The sequence below is a fragment of the Streptomyces sp. NPDC007901 genome (genome assembly GCF_042959465.1).
Taxonomy (GTDB): Bacteria; Actinomycetota; Actinomycetes; order Streptomycetales; family Streptomycetaceae; genus Streptomyces.
Window position 1 is genome coordinate 227,348 of record NZ_JBIBKW010000007.1, and the last position, 16,798, is coordinate 244,145.

At 71.7% G+C, this 16,798-nt stretch carries 13 protein-coding genes; 2 read left to right on the top strand and 11 right to left on the bottom strand.

Features of this window, described 5'->3' with window-relative positions:
• Positions 1 to 113: 113 nt before the first annotated feature.
• From ACFZDK_RS23925 to ACFZDK_RS23960, 8 genes are all read right to left on the bottom strand, one after another.
• The gene (locus tag ACFZDK_RS23925) at positions 114 to 713 is read right to left on the bottom strand and encodes a TetR family transcriptional regulator (protein ID WP_390975386.1); all 600 of its coding nucleotides are present in this window, start codon (positions 711 to 713) and stop codon (positions 114 to 116) included.
• On the bottom strand, positions 701 to 1,471 hold the full coding sequence (locus ACFZDK_RS23930) for an enoyl-CoA hydratase family protein (protein WP_390975388.1): 771 nt from the start codon (positions 1,469 to 1,471) through the stop codon (positions 701 to 703). Before ACFZDK_RS23930 ends, ACFZDK_RS23925 begins: the two co-directional genes overlap by 13 nt.
• The gene (locus tag ACFZDK_RS23935; RefSeq protein ID WP_390975390.1) at positions 1,468 to 3,072 is read right to left on the bottom strand and encodes an AMP-binding protein; all 1,605 of its coding nucleotides are present in this window, start codon (positions 3,070 to 3,072) and stop codon (positions 1,468 to 1,470) included. The genes ACFZDK_RS23930 and ACFZDK_RS23935 overlap by 4 nt, the downstream gene beginning before the upstream one ends.
• Positions 3,073 to 3,098: 26 nt before the next feature.
• Entirely contained in the window at positions 3,099 to 4,259 is a 1,161-nt protein-coding gene (locus ACFZDK_RS23940; RefSeq protein ID WP_390975392.1) for an acyl-CoA dehydrogenase family protein, read from the bottom strand.
• 82 nt (positions 4,260 to 4,341) lie between these two features.
• Entirely contained in the window at positions 4,342 to 6,204 is a 1,863-nt protein-coding gene (locus tag ACFZDK_RS23945) for a biotin carboxylase N-terminal domain-containing protein (RefSeq protein ID WP_390975394.1), read from the bottom strand.
• Positions 6,205 to 6,212: 8 nt separating this feature from the next.
• Entirely contained in the window at positions 6,213 to 7,811 is a 1,599-nt protein-coding gene (locus tag ACFZDK_RS23950; protein ID WP_390975396.1) for a carboxyl transferase domain-containing protein, read from the bottom strand.
• A complete protein-coding gene (locus ACFZDK_RS23955) occupies positions 7,808 to 9,502 on the bottom strand; it encodes an acyclic terpene utilization AtuA family protein (RefSeq protein WP_390975398.1) in 1,695 nt (564 codons plus the stop codon). The genes ACFZDK_RS23950 and ACFZDK_RS23955 overlap by 4 nt, the downstream gene beginning before the upstream one ends.
• Entirely contained in the window at positions 9,499 to 10,293 is a 795-nt protein-coding gene (locus ACFZDK_RS23960; protein ID WP_390975400.1) for a TIGR03084 family metal-binding protein, read from the bottom strand. Before ACFZDK_RS23960 ends, ACFZDK_RS23955 begins: the two co-directional genes overlap by 4 nt.
• Before the next feature lie 264 nt (positions 10,294 to 10,557).
• Here ACFZDK_RS23960 and ACFZDK_RS23965 point away from each other — a divergent pair, with 264 nt between their 5' ends.
• Together ACFZDK_RS23965 and ACFZDK_RS23970 are read left to right on the top strand one after the other, a co-directional pair.
• A complete protein-coding gene (locus ACFZDK_RS23965; protein ID WP_390975900.1) occupies positions 10,558 to 11,538 on the top strand; it encodes a permease in 981 nt (326 codons plus the stop codon).
• Complete coding sequence (locus tag ACFZDK_RS23970; RefSeq protein ID WP_390975402.1) at positions 11,535 to 12,341, top strand: TIGR03943 family putative permease subunit; 807 nt, start codon at positions 11,535 to 11,537, stop codon at positions 12,339 to 12,341. The genes ACFZDK_RS23965 and ACFZDK_RS23970 overlap by 4 nt, the downstream gene beginning before the upstream one ends.
• On the opposite strand, the gene ACFZDK_RS23975 is transcribed toward ACFZDK_RS23970, so the two are convergent.
• The 3 genes from ACFZDK_RS23975 to ACFZDK_RS23985 form a co-directional block, all read right to left on the bottom strand.
• The gene (locus tag ACFZDK_RS23975; protein ID WP_390975404.1) at positions 12,311 to 13,363 is read right to left on the bottom strand and encodes an EamA family transporter; all 1,053 of its coding nucleotides are present in this window, start codon (positions 13,361 to 13,363) and stop codon (positions 12,311 to 12,313) included. The genes ACFZDK_RS23970 and ACFZDK_RS23975 overlap by 31 nt on opposite strands.
• Positions 13,364 to 13,576: 213 nt before the next feature.
• Positions 13,577 to 14,470 carry a hypothetical protein gene (locus ACFZDK_RS23980; RefSeq protein WP_390975406.1) on the bottom strand — a complete coding sequence of 298 codons (894 nt, stop codon included), beginning with the start codon at positions 14,468 to 14,470 and terminating at the stop codon, positions 13,577 to 13,579.
• A 191-nt stretch (positions 14,471 to 14,661) separates the two neighbouring features.
• Entirely contained in the window at positions 14,662 to 16,779 is a 2,118-nt protein-coding gene (locus ACFZDK_RS23985) for an ABC transporter transmembrane domain-containing protein (RefSeq protein WP_390975408.1), read from the bottom strand.
• Positions 16,780 to 16,798: the final 19 nt, after the last annotated feature.

Here is a 16,798-nt window from a genome sequence, read left to right on the forward strand (position 1 = left end):
AGGTGTGGGGGCGAGTGCGGGTGGGTGGGGGGCTGGTCGCGCCCACGCGGCGGTAGCCGCATGTCGACTCCAGCCCCGCGCCCCTGAGAATCGGGCACTTCGTGCCCTGATTCTCATAGAGCCTCGTCCAGCAACGCCGCCCATTGGGCCACCACCCGCTCGCGTCTCGCCCTGTCGTCCGTGAGCAGGTTGGCCAGGCCCAGGCCCCGGGCCATGTCCAGGAGGCCCTGGACGGTCTCGCGGGTGCCGGGGCGGGTTTCGTCGGCGCCGAGGAGGTCGACGGCGATGCGGTGGGTTTCGCGGCCGACGCGGGCTTCGAGTTCGGTGACGCGGGAGCGGAGCTGGTCCTCGTCGGAGGCGGCCACCCAGAGGTGGAGGGCGGCGCGGAAGAGGGGGCCGGTGAAGAGGTCGACGAGGGCGGAGACGACGGCTCTGCGGTCGCCGGTGGCGCCTTGGGGGAAGAGGGCCCGGATCGCGGTGGAGCGTTCCTCGGCGACGTATTCGACGGCTGCCGTGAAGAGGTCCTCGCGGGTCGGGAAGTGGTGCTGGGCGGCGCCGCGGGAGACGCCGGCGCGTTCGGCGACGACGGCGACCGTGGAGCCGGCCCAGCCGTGTTCGGCGAGGCAGGCCACGGCGGCTTCCAGGAGCCGTTGCCGGGTGGCCCGGCTGCGGTCCTGCTTCGGGGCACGTTCCGTCGTACTCACACCACCCACGCCGCATCCCGTCGTTCGAGGAAGGCCGTCATCCCCTCGCGGGCGTGCTCGGAGGAGAACAGCCGGGCCGAGAGCGCGGTGAGGTGGGCCGCGTCCCGGTCGAATGTCTCCAGCACCCTAGCCGTGAGCAGCTGTTTCGTCTCGGCCAGGGCCTGGGGCGAGGAGCGGCGGAGGCCGTCGAGGACAGGGGCGAGGGCGGTGTCGACGTCGTCGGCGGTGGTGGTGAGCAGGCCCAGGTGGACGGCTTCGGCGGGGGTGAAGCGTTCGCCGGTGAGGTAGTAGCGGGCGAGGGCGCGGGGGTCGGTGCGGGGGACGAGGGGCAGGGAGATGACCGCGGGGGCGACGCCGATTCTGACCTCCGTGAAGGCGAAGGTGGAGTCGGTGGAGGCGACGGCGATGTCGCAGGCGGCGAGCAGGCCGAGGCCGCCCGCGCGGACGTGGCCGGTGACGCGGGCGAGGACCGGCTTGGGCAGTTCGACGATCTGGCGGAGGAGTGCGACGAGGGCGTCGGGGTGATGGGGGTCCCCCCGCTCGAGCGAAGCCGAGAGTGGGGGAGGGTCGCGCAGGTCGGCTCCGGCGCAGAACGTGGTGCCGGTGTGGGTGAGGACGATCGCGCGGACGTCGGGGTCCTTGGCGCAGTCGGTGAGGGCCTCGGCGAGTTCGGTGACGAGGGCGGCGGACAGGGCGTTGCGGGTGGCGGTGGAGTCGAGGCTGAGGGTGGTGACGGCACGCGTGTGCGTCTGTCCGATCAACGTCATGGGCCCTCCTCGGGTTCCCCGGCCTTGGCGAGGGCCCGCAGTTCGCGGCGGAGTATCTTTCCGGAGGCCGCGCGGGGTACCCCGGCGATGAAGGTGACCTTGCGGACGCGCTTGTAGGGCGCGACGCGTTCGGCGACGTAGAGCATGGTCTCGTTCTCGGTGAGCTCGGGGGTGTCGTCGGCGCCGGGCCGGCGGACGACGAAGGCGTGCGGGATCTCGTTGCCGTCCTCGTTGTAGGCGCCGATGACGGCGGCGTCGGCGATTCCCGGGTGGGTGAGCAGGAGGGCCTCGAGTTCGGCGGGGGCCACCTGGAAGCCCTTGTACTTGATGAGTTCCTTGACACGGTCGACGACGTAGAGCCAGCCGTCGGCGTCGACGTGGCCGACGTCGCCGGTGTGCAGCCAGCCGTCGGGGTCGATCATCTCGGCGGTGGCGTCGGGTTTGCCGAGGTAGCCCTTCATGACCTGGGGGCCGCGGATGGCGATCTCGCCGGGTTCGCCGATGCCGACGTCCTTGTGCGGGTCGTCGAGCGACACGATCCGCATCTCGGTGCCGGCGATGAGCTTGCCGACGGTGCCGGGCGGTGCCGTGCCGAGGGCGTCGAGGGGGACGATGTGGGTGCCGGGAGAGAGTTCGGTCATGCCGTATCCCTGGGCGACGGGCGGCAGGCCCAGGCGCTGTCCGCCGGCCGTGGCGAGCTGGGCGTCCAGGGGGGCGGCGGCGCTCATGACGTACTTGAGGGAGGACAGGTCGTACTGCTCGACGAGCGGGTGCTTGGCGAGGGCGAGGACGATCGGCGGGGCGACCCACAGGCCGGTGATGCGGTGGGTCTGGATGGCCTTGAGGAAGGTCTCCAGCTCGAAGCGGGGCAGGACGACGACGGTGGCGCCCTTGCGCAGGGGCGCGTTCATGAGGGCGGTGAGGCCGTAGATGTGGAAGAACGGCAGGACGGCGAGGATGCGGTCGCCGGGGCCGGAGGGGACGCAGACGTCCAGCTGGGCGAGGTTGGTGGCGATCTGCCGGTGGGTGAGCATCACGCCCTTGGGGACGCCGGTGGTGCCGGAGGAGTACGGCAGTGCGGCGACGTCCTCGACGGGGTCGATGTCGACCTGCGGTTCCGGGGCGTCACCGGCCAGCATGTCGATGAGTGAGCGGTGTCCGGGTGCGCTGTCGCAGACGAATATCTCCGCTATGCCGCCGGCGAGTTCGGCGGCCCGGCGGGCGGACTCCAGGAGGGGTGAGACGGTGATGATCCAGCGGGCCGCGGAGTCCCCCAGCTGTTTGGCGAACTCCTCGGGCGTGGCGAGCGGGTGCACGGTGGTGACGGAGGCCCCCGCGCGCGTGGCCGCGTAGAACGCCGTCGGGAAGGCGACCGTGTTCGGGCTGTGCAGGGCGAGGACGTCGCCCTTGCGGACGCCCGCGTCGGCGAGCGCGGCGGCGATCCGCCGGTGGAACCGGTCCAGTTGCGCGTAGGTGAGGGTGGTGCCGTCGGTGCCGTCGATCAGGGCGGGCGTGTCACCGAACTCGGCGGCCCGGCCCAGTACGGCCTCGTGGATGGGGAGTTCTATGGGCGGAACGTCTGCGTACTCGCTGCGGAACACGGTTCCTCCAAGGCGGGCGCGGCTGCCTAGTACGACTTGGGCAGGCCCAGGGTCTGGTGGGAGACGTAGTTGAGAATCATCTCCCTGCTCACCGGAGCAATACGAGCCACGCGCGCGGCCGTTATCAACGAGGCGAGGCCGAATTCCCGGGTGAGGCCGTTGCCGCCGAGGGTGTGCACGGCCTGGTCGACGGCCCTGACGCACGCCTCCCCCGCCGCGTACTTGGCCATGTTGGCGGCCTCACCTGCGCCGACGTCGTCTCCGGCGTCGTACAGGTGTGCTGCCTTCTGCATCATCAGGCGGGCGAGTTCGAGGTCGATGTGCGCCTGGGCGAGGGGGTGTGCGATGGCCTGGTGGGCGCCGATGGGGGTCTTCCAGACGGTGCGGTCGCGTGCGTACTCGATCGCTTTGGACAGGGCGTAGCGGCCCATGCCGATCGCGAACGCGGCCGTCATGATGCGTTCCGGGTTGAGTCCGGCGAACAGTTGCAGCAGGCCGGCGTCCTCGTCGCCGACGAGGGCGTCCGCGGGGAGCCGTACGTCGTCGAGGACCAGCTCGAACTGCTTCTCGGCGGCGTTGAGTTCCATGTCGATCGGGTGCTTGTGGAAGCCCTCCGCGTCCGTGGGGACGATGAACAGGCAGGGCTTGAGGCGTCCGGTGCGGGCGTCCGAGGTGCGGCCGACGATCAGGACGGCGTCGGCCATGTCGACGCCGGAGATGAAGACCTTGCGGCCGGTGAGCAGCCAGTCGGCGCCGTCCTTGCGGGCCGTGGTGGTGATGCGGTGGGAGTTGGAGCCGGCATCGGGTTCGGTGATGCCGAAGGCCATGAGGAGGGAGCCGTCGGCGAGGCCGGGGAGCCAGGTCCGCTTCTGGTCCTCGGTGCCGAAGCGGGAGATCACGGTGCCGCAGATGGCGGGTGAGACGACGAGCATGAGGAGCGGGGAGCCTGCCGCGCCGAGTTCTTCGAGGACGATGGAGAGTTCGGTGATGCCGCCGCCTCCGCCGCCGTGTTCCTCCGGGAGGTTGACGCCGAGGTAGCCGAGTTTTCCGGCCTCTTGCCAGAGTTCGGTCGGGGGGCGGCCTTCGGCGATGGTACGGGTGATGTAGTCGCGGCCGTACTTGGCGCCGAGGGTGGCTACCGCTGCGCGGAGTGCCTTGTGTTCGTCGGTTTCGATTTGGGGGGTCACTGTGGCTCCTTCGGGTGCGGGTTGTGTGTGGCTGGTCGCGCTCACGCGGCGGTAGCCGCACATTCGATGCGGCCCCGCGCCCCTAGAGGGGCGCTTGTACTACCGCCAATAGGGAGCCGGGCGTGACCTGTTGTCCGAGTACCACTCGCAGCTCGCTCAGCGTTCCCGTCACCGGTGCCGTGATCTGGTGCTGCATCTTCATCGCCTCCAGCCAGAGGAGGGGCTGGCCTGCCTCCACGGCCGACCCCACCTCCAGCCCCTCCGCCACCCGTACGACCGTCCCCGGCATCGGTGCGAGCAGCGAACCCGGTGCCAACTGAGCCTTGGCATCGGGGAAGCGGGGCAGGACGGTGAGGGTCGTGTTGTTGACGTGGACCTGGTCGCCGTATCTCGACACCTCGAACTTTCGGCGTACGCCGCCCACTTCGAGTACGACCAGACGCGGGCCCGCGTGCACGACCCGTACGCCGTCTGCCGTGAGGCCTTCGCGGGTGTGGCGGTAGTGGACCTCGTGTTCCTCGCCGGCCATCAGGTAGCGCTTGGTCTGGGGCTGGGAGGGGAGGTTGCGCCAGCCGCCGAAGCGCGAGCGGCCGTGGGCGTCAGCCAGGGCCGCGGCGAGGGGGGCGTGCGGGTCGGGGGCGGGTGCCGTCAACTCGGTGAGGTGGCGGTCGTAGAAGCCCGTGTCCATGCGGGCCGCGGTGAACTCCTCGTGGCGCAGGGAGCGGACGAGGAGGTCGCGGTTGGTGGTGGGGCCGTGCAGGGTGGTGTTCTCGAGCGCGTGCGCCAGCTTGCGCAGCGCTTCGGCGCGGGTGGGGGCGTGCGCGACGACTTTGGCGAGCATCGCGTCGTAGTGGACGCCGATCTCGTCGCCGTCGGTGTAGCCGGTGTCGAGGCGGACGCTCTCCGGTACGGCGAGGCGGTGCAGGGTGCCGGTCTGGGGCGCCCAGTCGCGGGCCGGGTCCTCGGCGTAGAGGCGGGCCTCTATCGCGTGGCCGCGTGCGGGGGGCGGGTCGAGGGGGAGGGCGTGACCCTCGGCGACGCGGATCTGCTCCGCGACCAGGTCGACGCCGGACACGGCCTCGGTGACGGGGTGTTCCACCTGGAGGCGGGTGTTCATCTCCAGGAAGTGGGCCCTGCCGTCGGCGACGAGGAACTCGACGGTGCCCGCGCCGACGTACGCGACGGAGCGCGCGGCGCGCACGGCCAGCGCGTACAGCTCCTTCACCAGGCCTTCGGGGAGTGCGGGTGCCGGTGCTTCCTCGATCACCTTCTGGTGCCTGCGCTGGAGTGAGCAGTCGCGGGTGCCGAGCGGCCAGACCGTGCCGTGGGTGTCGGCGAGGATCTGCACCTCCACATGGCGGCCCTGTTCGATGTAGGGCTCGACGAAGACCTCGCCGTCGCCGAAGGCGCTGGCAGCCTCGGCGCGCGCGCCCTCCAGGGCGGCGCCCAGTTCGTCGAGGCGGCGCACGACGCGCATGCCGCGCCCGCCGCCGCCGGCGGCGGCCTTCACCAGGACCGGCAGGTCGGATTCGGTGACGTCGCCGAGGGGTGCGATGCCCATCAGTTCCTTGGCGCGCGTCTTGGACGCCATCGCCTCGATCGCCTCCGGGGGCGGTCCGATCCAGACCAGGCCGGCGTCGAGGACGGCGCGGGCGAAGTCGGCGTTCTCGGAGAGGAAGCCGTACCCGGGGTGCACGGCATCCGCGCCGGCGCTCACGGCGGCCTTCACCACCAGGTCGCCGCGCAGGTAGGTGTCGGCGGGCGTGGCGCCCGGCAGCCGTACGGCGGTGTCGGCCACGCGCGCGTGGAGGGCGTTCGCGTCGGCGTCGGAGTGCACGGCGACGGTCCTGATGCCGAGGTCGGCGCAGGTGCGGAAGATCCGGCAGGCGATCTCGCCGCGGTTGGCGACGAGCAGGGTCGAAATCGACGTGGTCGACGTGGTCACGTGGTCCCTCACATCCGGAAGACGCCGAAGCCGCCCCGCGCGCCCTCGTAGGGGGCGGTGTGGAGGGCGGACAGGGCAAGGCCGAGGACGGTGCGGGTGTCGCGCGGGTCGATGACGCCGTCGTCGTACAGCCGCCCGGACAGGAACATCGGCAGCGACTCGGACTCGATCTGCTGCTCGACCATGGCGCGCAGGGCCGCGTCGGCGTCGTCGTCGTAGGGCTGGCCCTTGGCGGCGGCCGACTGGCGGGCGACGATCGAGAGGACGCCGGCGAGCTGCTGCGGGCCCATGACGGCCGACTTGGCGCTGGGCCAGGCGAACAGGAAGCGCGGGTCGTAGGCGCGGCCGCACATGCCGTAGTGGCCGGCGCCGTAGGAGGCGCCCATGAGCAGGGAGATGTGCGGGACGCGGCTGTTGCTGACCGCGTTGATCATCATCGCGCCGTGCTTGATGATGCCGCCCTGCTCGTACTCCTTGCCGACCATGTAGCCGGTGGTGTTGTGGAGGAAGAGGAGGGGGATGTCGCGCTGGTTGGCGAGCTGGATGAACTGGGCGGCCTTCTGGGACTCCGCGGAGAACAGGACGCCCTGGGCGTTGGCGAGGATGCCGACCGGGTAGCCGTGCAGGGAGGCCCAGCCGGTGGCGAGACTCGTCCCGTACAACGGCTTGAACTCGTCGAAGTCGGAGGCGTCGACGAGCCGGGCGATCACCTCGCGCGGGTCGAAGGGGATCTTGAGGTCGCCGGGGACGATGCCCAGCAGTTCCTCCGGGTCGTACTTGGGTGGTTCGGCCGGGGCCGGGTCCGCGTACGCCTTGCGGTGGTTGAGGCGGGCGACCACCCGGCGGGCCTGGCGGAGCGCGTCCGGTTCGTCGACGGCGAAGTAGTCGGCGAGACCCGACACACGCGCGTGCATCTCGGCGCCGCCCAGTGACTCGTCGTCGCTCTCCTCGCCGGTGGCCATCTTCACGAGGGGCGGTCCGCCGAGGAAGACCTTGGCGCGTTCCTTGACCATGATCACGTGGTCGGACATGCCGGGGATGTAGGCGCCGCCGGCGGTCGAGTTGCCGAAGACGACGGCGACGGTGGGGATGCCGGCGGCCGACAGGCGGGTGAGGTCGCGGAAGATGGCGCCGCCCGGGATGAAGATCTCCTTCTGGGAGGGCAGGTCGGCGCCGCCGGACTCGACCAGGCTGATGCAGGGCAGCCGGTTGGCGAGGGCGATGTCGTTGGCGCGCAGGGCCTTCTTCAGCGACCAGGGGTTGCTGGCGCCGCCGCGCACGGTCGGGTCGTTGGCGGTGATCAGGCACTCGACGCCCGCGACGGTCCCGATGCCGGTGACGAGCGAGGCGCCGACGGCGTAGTCGCTGCCCCAGGCGGCCAGCGGGGACAGCTCCAGGAAGGGGGTGTCGGGGTCGAGGAGGAGTTCGATGCGCTCGCGGGCGAGGAGCTTGCCGCGCTTGCGGTGCCGTGCCACGTACTTCTCGCCGCCGCCCGCGAGGGCCTTGGCGTGCTCGGCCTCCAGCTCGGTGAGCTTGGCGAGCATGGCGTCGCGGTTCGCCCGGTAGTCGGGGGTGTGGGTGTCGAGCGTGGTCTCGATGACCGTCACAGCAGGGCCTCCGGGATGTCCAGGTGGCGGGAGCGGAGCCATTCGCCGAGGGCCTTGGCCTGGGGGTCGAAGCGGTGTTGGGCGGCCACCCCCTGGCCGAGGATGCCTTCGACGGTGAAGTTGAGGGCGCGCAGGCCGGGGAGGAGGTGGCGGGTGACGGTCAGCTCCCGGCTCTCCGGGAGGAGGGCGCGGAAGGTGTCGACGGTCAGGGTGTGCGCCAGCCAGCGCCAGGCCTCGTCCGAGCGCACCCAGACGCCGACGTTGGCGTTCCCGCCCTTGTCGCCGCTGCGAGCCCCGGCGACGAGCCCCAGGGGTGCCCGTCGTGTGGGGCTCGCGGGGAGCGGCTCGGGCAGGGGTGGTGCGGGCAGGTCCTGGAGTACGAGGGTGTCCTGGGCCGGCGGCACAGGGATCCGTCGCCCGTCATGGAGGACGGCCATATGGGGCACCACCTCCTGGGGGACGTACACATCCTCGAAGACCCCATAGGGCGCGCCCTTTCCCGGTGGGGCGAGCACATGGAAGCCGGGGTAGCTGGCGAGTGCCAGTTCCACGGCGGCTCCGCTGAGCGCCCGGCCGACGGCCTCCTGGTCGCGGTCCCGTACGACGAGCCGGAGCAGCGCGCTGGCCGTCTCCTCGGTGTCGGCGTCGGGGCGGTCGGTGCGGGCGAGGTGCCAGCGGATCTCCGACGGCGCCTGCTTGGCGTGCGCGAGCGCGTCGCCCATCTGTTCCTGTACGAGGGCCGCCTTCGCCTCGATGTCGAGGCCGGTGAGGACGAAGACGACCTCGTTGCGGAAGCCGCCCAGCCGGTTGCGGCCGACCTTGAGGGTCGGGGGCGGGGCCTCGCCCCGCACGCCCTCGATCCGCACCCGGTCGGGGCCGTCCTGGCTCAGCCGCACGGTGTCGAGGCGGGCGGTGACGTCAGGTCCGGCGTAGCGGGCGCCGCCGGTCTCGTAGAGGAGCTGGGCGGTCACCGTGCCGACGTCGACGAGGCCGCCGGTGCCGGGGTGTTTGGTGAGGACGCAGCTGCCGTCCTCATGGAGTTCGGCGAGCGGGAAGCCGGGGCGGCCGAGGTCCCGGCCGGCGGCCCGCGCAGCGGCGAAGAACGCGTAGTTGCCGCCGGTGGCCTGGGTACCGCATTCCAGGACGTGGCCCGCGACGACGGCGCCCGCGAGCCGGTCGTACTCCCCCGGGTGCCAGCCGAAGTGGGCGGCGGCGGGACCGGTGACCAGGGCCGCGTCGGTGACCCGGCCGGTGACCACGATGTCGGCGCCGGCCCGCAGGCACTCGGCGATCCCGAAGCCGCCGAGGTAGGCGTGGGCGGCGAGGCTGCCGGGGTGGGCGGCGGTGAGGTCGTCGCCCTCCACATGGGCGACGCGCACCGGGATGCCCAGCCGGTCGGCCAGCTTCCGTACGGCGTCGGCGAGGCCGGCCGGGTTGAGGCCGCCGGCGTTGGTGACGATCCGCACGCCCCGCTCGTGGGCGAGGCCCAGGCAGTCCTCCAGCTGGCGGAGGAAGGTGCGGGCGTATCCGGCACCGGGGTCCTTGAGGCGGTCCCGGCCCAGGATGAGCATGGTCAGCTCGGCGAGGTAGTCGCCGGTGAGGACGTCGAGTTCGCCGCCGGCGAGCATCTCGCGCAGCGCGTCGAAGCGGTCGCCGTAGAAGCCGGAGGCGTTGCCTATGCGCAGGGTCACGGGGTGCCGCCCTTCGGGGTGCGGCCGGGTCCCGGCGGGCCCGCGAAGGCCTGGGCGATGTCCAGCCAGCGGTCGGCGTCCTGGCCCTGCGCGCGCAGGGCGAGGTCGGCGCGGTGGGCGCGCTGGGTGACCAGGAGGCAGAAGTCCAGGGCGGGGCCGGTGACCCGGTCGTCGGCGTCCTCGGGGCCGTACGTCCACAGCCCGCCGGACGGGGCGGCCAGTTCGACGCGGAACTCCTCGAACGGCACGGGCAGTCCGTGCACGCCGAAGGCGAAGTCGCGGGTGCGGACACCGAGGCGGGCGATGTGCCGGAGCCGGTCGGTGGGGGTGCGGGTCACCCCCAGCGCGTCCGCGATGTCCAGGCCGTGCGCCCACGTCTCCATCAACCGGGCGGTGGCCATGGAGGCGACCGACATAGGGGGGCCGTACCAGGGGAAACGCGCCCGCGCGGGCGCCGCGCGCAGCGCCTCGGCCAGGGCTTCGCGCCCGGCCCGCCAGTCCGCCAGCAGCCGGGCGGGGGGCTTGGCGGCCCCGTCCTCCGCCCCGTTGTCCACGAAGTCCCCGGGAGCGGTCAGCGCCTTCTCGACCTCGCGGGCGAAGGCGTCCTGGTCGGTGACGGCGAGCAGCGAGGAGTGGTCGGTCCAGGCGAGGTGGGCGATCTGGTGAGCGACGGTCCAGCGGGGCGCGGGGGTGTCGAGAGCCCACTGCTCGGCTCCCAACTCGGCCACCAGCCGGTCGAGTTCCGCGCTCTCCTCACGCAGGTCGTCGATGACGGGCGTCGGATCGGACATGGGGAGGAGCATGGCAGCGGCACCAGAAACAATCAAGCACGCTTGCATGAATTTGCCGTACGCAGCCCGAAGCAGGGACTTCCCCTGGGACTACCCGGCGCCCCGCAGGTGTGCGGATGCCCTATGTTCGATGCGAACATTCGGCGACGGAGTGATGTGTGAGGCGTGCGGGACGTGCGGAGCGCAGATGAACTCGCCGCGGGGGCGGAGGCGACGCTCGTCGTAGACCCCGCGTCGGCCGGTCACCCGGCGGCCGGTCATCCGGTGGCCGAGGACGCGCCGGTGCGTGAACTCCCCCGCTTCTGGCCGCTGCTCCTCGTGGCCGCCGCCGTCGTCCCGGGCACCGCGCTCTTCCTGCTCGGCCAGGGCGTGAGCAAGGCCGCGCTGCAGGCCTGGCAGACGGTGTGTCTCGCCGTGATCGTGCAGGCGACGCCGTTCCTGCTGCTGGGTACGGCACTGTCCGGGGCGATCAACGCGTTCGTGCCGGAGCGGGTGTTCACGCGGATGCTGCCCAGGCGGCCCGCGCTGGCGGTGCCGGTCGCGGGGATGGCCGGGGTGGTGCTGCCGGGCTGCGAGTGCGCGTCGGTGCCGGTGGCGAACAGCCTGATCGGGCGTGGGGTCACCCCGGCCGCCGCGTTCGCGTTCCTGCTCTCGGCGCCCGCCATCAACCCCGTCGTGCTGACCGCCACCGCCATCGCCTTCCCCGGCACGCCCCTCATGGTGCTGGCCCGGCTGCTCGCCTCGCTGGTCACCGCCGCCGTGATGGGCTGGCTGTGGCTCTGGCTGGGCCGGGAGGAGTGGCTGCGGCCGGCGGTGCGGCACACCGGGCACCAGCCCGGGCACGACCGCTGGACGGAGTTCCGGCGCGCCTTCCAGCACGACTTCCTCCAGGCGGGCGGGTTCCTGGTGGTCGGCGCCATGGCCGCGGCCACCTTCAATGTGGCGGTACCGCGTTCGGTGCTGGACACCTTCGCCGGTTCCCCCTGGCTGTCGGTGCTGTTCCTGGCGGCGCTCGCGATCATCCTGGCGGTGTGTTCGGAGGCGGACGCGTTCGTGGCGTCCTCGCTGACCGGTTTCTCGCCCACCGCCCGGCTGGCGTTCATGGTGGTCGGACCCATGGTCGACCTCAAGCTGATCGCGTTGCAGGCGGGCACGTTCGGCCGGGCCTTCGCGGCCCGCTTCTCGGCCGCCACCACGGTCGTCGCGGTCCTGTGCAGTGTGCTGGTCGGAGGAGTGCTGCTGTGAGACGTCCGCTCCAGGTGACCCTGCTGGTCCTCTGCGGTCTGGGCCTGCTGCACGCCTCGCTCTTCACCGACCTGTGCCTGCGCTACGTCAAGCCCGGGATGCGCCCGCTGCTGATCGTGTCCGGGCTGGTGCTGCTGGTGCTGGGCATCGCGGAGGCGGCGACACGGGAGGGGAGTAAGGGGCACGGGAGGCATGGGGGCCAGGCACATGGTGGCCACGCACATGGTGCCGGACCACACACCGAAACCGGGCAGCACCATGGGCCGGACGCACATGCCGGCCATGACCACTCCGCCGTCCCCCGCGTCGCCTGGCTGCTGCTGCTCCCGGCGCTGAGCCTGCTCTTCTACGCCCCGCCGGCGCTCGGCGCGTACACCGCCTCCCGGCAGCCCGCCAAGGTGGTGGCGGAGCAGGACGACTTCGATCCGCTGCCGAAGACCTCGCCGCTGCCCATCACGCTCACGGACTTCACCACCCGGGTGCAGCAGGACCGCACGCTCGCCATCAAGGGGCGCACGGTGCAGATGAGCGGTCTGGTCACGCCGGTCGCCGGGGGCGGCAGCTGGGACCTGACGCGGATCATCATCTCCTGCTGCGCGGCCGACGCGCAGTCCGTGAAGGTCCGGATCTACAGCGACAGCATCCCGCCCGCCAACACCTGGGTGTCCGTCACCGGGAACTGGCATCCGGGCGGGAAGCTGGGCACGAAGTCCGCGCCAATCGCCCTGGACGCCCGGACCACGAAGAAGATCCAGCGGCCGTCCAACGGCTATCAGGACGCGCTGCCGTTCCCCTCCGGCTGAGCGCTCGCCATCGGCTCCGGCCGCGCCCCGGCCACCTGCTCCGGCTGGGCGCCCCTCACCGGTACCGGCTCCGCCTGCGGGCCGCCCGCAGGCGTCCGTCCGCGGCCCACCTGGGTGCGGACCGCGCCGATGCTCGCCGCGATGACGAGGGCGATGGCGGCCGCCTCGGTGGCGGTCAGGGCCTGGTCGAGGATGAGGAAGCCGGCGGTGGCGGCGATGGCCGGTTCCAGGCTCATCAGGACGGCGAAGGTGTGGGCGGGCAGCCGCCGCAGGGCGAGCAGTTCGAGGGTGTAGGGCAGCACGGAGGAGAGGACCGCGACCGAGGAGCCGAGGGCGAGGGTGGTCGGGTCCAGCAACTTGGTGCCGGCCTCGGCGATACCCAGCGGCAGGAAGAGCAGTGCCGCGACCGCCATGGCCAGTGCGAGACCGTCGGCCTGCGGGAAGCGGCGGCCCGTACGGGCGCTGAAGATGATGTAGGTGGCCCACATGGCGCCGGCCCCCAGGGCGAGGACGACACCTATGGGGTCGAGGTCGCCGAACCCTCCGCCGCCGAGGAGGAAGACACCGGCCAGTGCCAGTCCCGCCCAGAGCAGGTTGATGACGCGCCGGGAGGCCACCACGGAGAGGGCCAGCGGGCCGAGGACCTCGAGGGTGACGGCGGTGCCCAGCGGGATGCGGTCGACGGCCTCGTAGAAGAGGCCGTTCATCGCGCCCATGGTGATGCCGAAGACGACGACCGTGCCCCAGTCGGTGCGGGAGTGGGCGCGCAGCCGGGGCCGGCAGACGACGAGCAGCACCGCGGCGGCGGCGAACAGCCGCAGGGTCACCACGCCGAGGGCACCGGCCCTGGGCATCAGGGTCACCGCGAGGGCGGCACCGAACTGCACGGAGATCCCGCCGGCCAGCACCAGGCCGACGGGACCGAACGAGCCGAACCGTCCCGGGGCGCCCGCGGCGGCGGGCCCGGACACGGCGGCGGGCGTGGACGTGGGCGTCGGCTGTGAGGTGCTGGGGGCGGTCACGGGCGGTCCAGGGATTCGTCGTTCATTGCGGTGCACTGTTCAGTCCAGGGTAATGGACTTCGTCAGGCGCGTGAACCCCTTATGGAACTGTCCTGCAATCGCCCCGGAACCACGTTGGCCGCCACCCGCCCCTGCCGCCTTGTTTCCGCAGGTCACGGTGGCGTGGAGCCCGGCGATGAACCGTTTCGCCGCCGGGCCCGGCGCCGCGGAGGGCTACTTGACGTCGACGTAGTCGCCGGTCGCCGTGGCGGCGCCGGTGGTCGCGTTGGTCGCGAAGGAGAAGCGGTAGTAGCCGTCGGCCGTGGCCTTGGTGGTGGTCTTGAGGGCGCCACCGGTGCCCGTGGTGATGGTCTTGAGGGTGGTGTAGGTGCTGCTGCCCTTCTTGCGGTACTGCAGCTGCACCTTCTGGCCCGAGTAGCCGGCGTACGTGCCGGTGTTCCAGTTGGCGCGCGTCAGCTTGCCGGTGACGGTGATGGTCTTGCCCTTCTTCACCGGCTCCGGGGTGGCGTTGACCGTCAGCTTGGACGCCTTCTTGATCTTGCCGGTGCTGACGTTGTCGTCGAAGCTGGCGTTCGCGGAGAGGTCGTAGCCGCCGAGGGCGAGCTTCCAGGTGCCGGCGGCGCCGTTGTTCGGCATGTCGACGGCCGCGTCGATGTTGAAGACGGCCTTGCAGCTGTAGACGCCGGTCTGGGTGGTGGACTCGGTGCAGACCGGGTCGTCGTCGGTACCCAGGGCTCCGGTGATGGTGTCCGTGCTGGAGGGGTCGGTGCCCTGCCAGAGGAAGGCCTCCGTGACCACGACGCCGTTGTCGCTGGTGGCGGTGTAGGTGGCGGTGACGGACTTCTTGGTGGTGGTGCCGAGGACGATGTCCTTGCCGCCGTTGACGACACCCTTGGAGAAGCTGATGTTCCCCAGCGCGTCCTTCGGGCGGACGGTCTTCGCGGAGACGGAGCCGGAGTGGGCGCCGGTGGCGGAGGCGGAACGGGCGAAGGCGCCGAGCTCCGTCGCCGCACCCGGACGCTCCGCCGCCTGAGCGGCCACCGGAACGGCGAGCGCGGCCAGCACGACGGCGCCGGAAAGAACGGTGGTCGCAACGCGTATACGCATGTGAGTCCCCCCAGGGATCGCGAGAGGCCCGCCGGGATCACTACTCTCGGCCGGGCCTGTTGACCTACGCAGCCTACGAACCAAGTGGAGAATCCTTGAAGATTCATTGTGCAATAGGTGTGTAACAAGGTTCATGTGACGGGCACTCACCACAGTGGCGGCCCGTCCGCGTGGGACGTCCGGGCCCGCGCTCAGATGCCGGGCCAGGACTCCTCGTCGCGGAACAGGGGGCGGCCGTCGGGGAGTGTGGTGGGCACATCGGCCCCGTAAGCGGCCTGTATGTGGGCCTCGTACACGGGCTGCGGCCATAGCCCCGCGGCCGCGTACACGTTGTAGTCGTACATGTTCCCGTACGGCTGCTGGTAGGCGTACCCGTCGCCCTGGGGCGCCCCCACTCCCACCCCCACGGCCTCTGCCGCAGGTGCCGGTGCCGGGCCGCCCTGTTGCACGAACAGCGGCAGCCGCAGTTCGCCGGTGTCCATGATCGCGCTGTTCTGGGAGCGGTGCAGCCGGGAGTAGGCGCCGCCAAGGGCGAGGAGTTCGTCGTGGCGGCCGTTCTCGACGATACGGCCGCCGTCGACGACGAGGATGCGGTCGGCGTCCGGGGCGAGGTTGAGGTCGTGGGTGATCATGATGGTCGTCCGGCCGGTCATCAGGCGGCGCAGCGGTTTGACGACCCTGCGTGCGGCCATCGCGTCCAGGCCGGTGGTCGGTTCGTCGAGGACGAGGACGGGGGCGTCCCGCAGGATCGCGCGGGCGATGGCCAGGCGCTGGAGCTGACCGCCGGACAGCCGGGCCGAGTTGGGGTCGACCTTGGTGTCGTAGCCGCCGGGGAGCTTCATGATGAAGTCGTGCGCGTCGGCGGCCTTGGCCGCGTCCTCGATGGCCTGGTCGCTGGCGCCGGGGCGGCCGCAGGCGATGTTGGCGCGGACGGTGTCGTACAGGACGAGCGTCTCCTGGGGCAGCAGGGTGATGTACTCGCGCAGGCGGGCCAGCGGGAAGTCGCGGAGGGGGACGCCGTCGAGGAGGACCTCGCCGCTGTCGGGGTCGTAGAAGCGGAGCAGCATCTTGGAGACGGTGGACTTGCCGGCGCCGCTGGGGCCGGTGATGATCACGAGTTCGCCGGGGCTGACGGCGAAGGAGAGGCCCTCCAGGGCGGTCTTGTCGGCGCCGGGGTAGCGGAAGCCGACCTCGCGGACCTCGATGGCGCCGTCGGGGCGGCCGGAGTCGGTGCCGCGACGGGGGTCGGTGACCGAGGGCCGCACGTCGAGGATCTCGATCAGCCGCTCCGCGCCCGCCGTGGCGGCGGTGATGGTGAGGCCGAGCTGGGCGAGGCCGCGCACCGGCGGGTAGAGGTAGCCGAGGAAGGCGGAGAAGGCGAGGAGCTGGCCGAGGGTCATGCGGCCGGTGGAGATCTCCCAGGCGCCGATGCCGATCACCGCGAGGACGCAGACGGTCTCGATGACCGCGACGAGCTGTTCGTAGGCCTCGTTGAGGCGGGTGGAGCGGACGGAGGCGCGGAACCAGGCGCTCGCCTCCTCGTTCAGCCGGCGGCGTTCGGCGTCGCGGCGGTCGTACGCCTGGGTGAGCACGATGTTGCCGAGGGACTCCTCGACGACGGAGGTGATCGCGCCGTCGGCGACCCGGCCCTCCCTGGACACGTCCTTGATGGAGCCGGAGAAGCGGCGGGCGGCCAGCCAGAACAGGGGGGCGAGGACGAAGGTGGCGGCGGCCAGGTCCCAGCGCAGCCAGAAGGCGGCGGCCGCGTAGAAGATCGCGCTGAACAGGGCGGACGCGGCCCCGACGAGTCCGGAGACGACCATGGTCTCGATGGCGTCGACATCGCTGGTGAGGCGGGAGAGCAGGTCGCCCTGGCGGTGGCGCTGGAAGAAGTGCGGGGGCAGCTGCTGGACGTGGTCGAAGACGTGTTCGCGCAGCCGCATGACGAAGCGTTCGGTGGTCCAGGCGGCGAGCGAGTTGCCGGCGTACGCGACGATCGCGCCGACGATCGCGATCGCCAGCCATTTCCCGGCCGGGCTCCAGAAGGCGCTCAGCGAGCCCTTCTGCAGGGCGTGGTCGGTGAGGTCGCTGAAGAGCAGGATGGCCTCGGTCTCGGCGAGCGCGGCGATCACCGTGCACACCCAGACGATCGCCAGCCAGCCGCGCAGGCCCCGGGTCAGCGGCCAGAAACGGCGGAACGCGACACGGGCCGGGATGGTGGGCGTGTACTCGTCGTCGTCCTCGTCCTCGTATTCCGAGTCGTCGACTTCGTACTCGTATTCTGCGCCCTCACTCTCCTTCACGCGCATTTCACACCACCTCCACTGT

Bases quoted from the DNA above. Each gene is read 5' to 3' on its own strand.
- ACFZDK_RS23985 (WP_390975408.1), bottom strand. From the start codon at position 16,779: ATGCGCGTGAAGGAGAGTGAGGGCGCAGAATACGAGTACGAAGTCGAC.
- ACFZDK_RS23930 (WP_390975388.1), bottom strand. From the start codon at position 1,471: ATGACGTTGATCGGACAGACGCACACGCGTGCCGTCACCACCCTCAGC.
- ACFZDK_RS23960 (WP_390975400.1), bottom strand. From the start codon at position 10,293: ATGTCCGATCCGACGCCCGTCATCGACGACCTGCGTGAGGAGAGCGCG.
- ACFZDK_RS23980 (WP_390975406.1), bottom strand. From the start codon at position 14,470: ATGCGTATACGCGTTGCGACCACCGTTCTTTCCGGCGCCGTCGTGCTG.